Below are 1243 nucleotides of genomic sequence, written 5' to 3' on the forward strand. Positions count from 1 at the left end.
CTTGAACACCCGCACGCGCCGACCCTGGCGCACGTGCCAGCGCGCCAGCGCCGCAGTGACGCTGGTCTTGCCCTGGCCGGAGGCCGCGGCGGCGATCAGCAGCACGGGGCAGCGCATGGCAGCGGCGTGCATAGCGGTCTCGGTGGACATGACCCGACCTCAGCGCGGGGCCCAGCTCAGGCCGACGAACAGGGTCCGGCCCGGCGTCGCATAGCCCGCCACCGTCTCGTAGGCGCGATCGGTGGCGTTGTCGAGGCGGGCGAGCACGCGCCAGTCGCGCCCCAGCGGCCGCTCGGCCGTCAGGTTGAGCAGCGTGTACGGTGCGAGCCGCCGGGTGTTGGCCGCATCGTCATAGCGCTCCCCCACCACCTGCACCTCGCCCCCCAGGCGCCAGCCCGCGACGAGGGTATCGGCCGTCAGCGTCGCCTGCGTGCGCGGCCGGCGCGCCAGCCACTTGTCGGTCACCTCATTCTTGGGTCGCATCACGTCCCATGACGCACCCAGGTTGACCGCACCGACGCGGGTGCCACCGCTGAACGTCACCCCGGTGAGGCGGGCCCGACCGACGTTGTCGTAGCAGCCCGCGTACGTTCCGACCCCGTTGACGCACGGCCCCGGGCCGCTGACGTAGCCGATCAGGTCGCGCACGCGGTTGCGGTAGGCCACCACGGACAGCCGGTCCGCCCCGGACTGCCAATGCAGGCCGGCCTCCACGTTGCGGCCCTTCTCGGCCTTGAGGTCGGGCTTGCCGTATTTGCTGAAGCGCTGGAACAGCGTCGGCACCCGGAAGGCCGTACCCGCCGACGCCGTCACGCGCAGCGTGCGGCTGACATCGTAGCCATAGGCCAGCAGCCCGGTGGACTGGCCGCCGAATTCGCTGTCGTCGTCATGGCGCGCGTTGACCTGCAGATGGTGCGGCCCCGAGCGCCAGCCGTAGCCCACGGCCAGGGCATTCTGGTGGCGATCGGTGCGGGGCGGCGTCGTGCTGCGGTTGTCCAGCGCATCCTCGCGCCGCTCCAGGTCCACCGTCATCAGGCCCTGGCCCAGCCGCACCTCGTTGCGCAGCAGCGCGGTGGTCACGCGCGTCTCGGTCAGGTACGGCGACGGCGTCGTCTCGTAGCGGTCGGTACCGCGCGTCAGGCTGGCGCGGGTGGACCAGACCTCGCTCCAGCGCGCCGTCCAGTGCAGCCCGGCCGTGCGCAGGCGGTGCCGGCTCTGGTCGTCCACCCCAGGCGTGAAGCCG

At 72.5% G+C, this 1243-nt stretch carries 2 protein-coding genes; both read right to left on the reverse strand.

The genetic code is table 11. From position 1 onward, the window contains the following. The coding region (locus ACK4TH_RS11920; RefSeq protein ID WP_409626748.1) for a hypothetical protein at positions 1 to 132 on the reverse strand (132 nt) is incomplete at its 3' end. A gap of 27 nt (positions 133 to 159) precedes the next feature. Next, positions 160 to 1243 (reverse strand): TonB-dependent receptor domain-containing protein (locus tag ACK4TH_RS11925; protein ID WP_409626746.1); only part of this gene is annotated, 1084 nt, incomplete at its 5' end.

It is taken from the genome of Tepidimonas sp., from assembly GCF_046292505.1.
In the GTDB taxonomy this organism is placed as follows: domain Bacteria; phylum Pseudomonadota; class Gammaproteobacteria; order Burkholderiales; family Burkholderiaceae_C; genus Tepidimonas.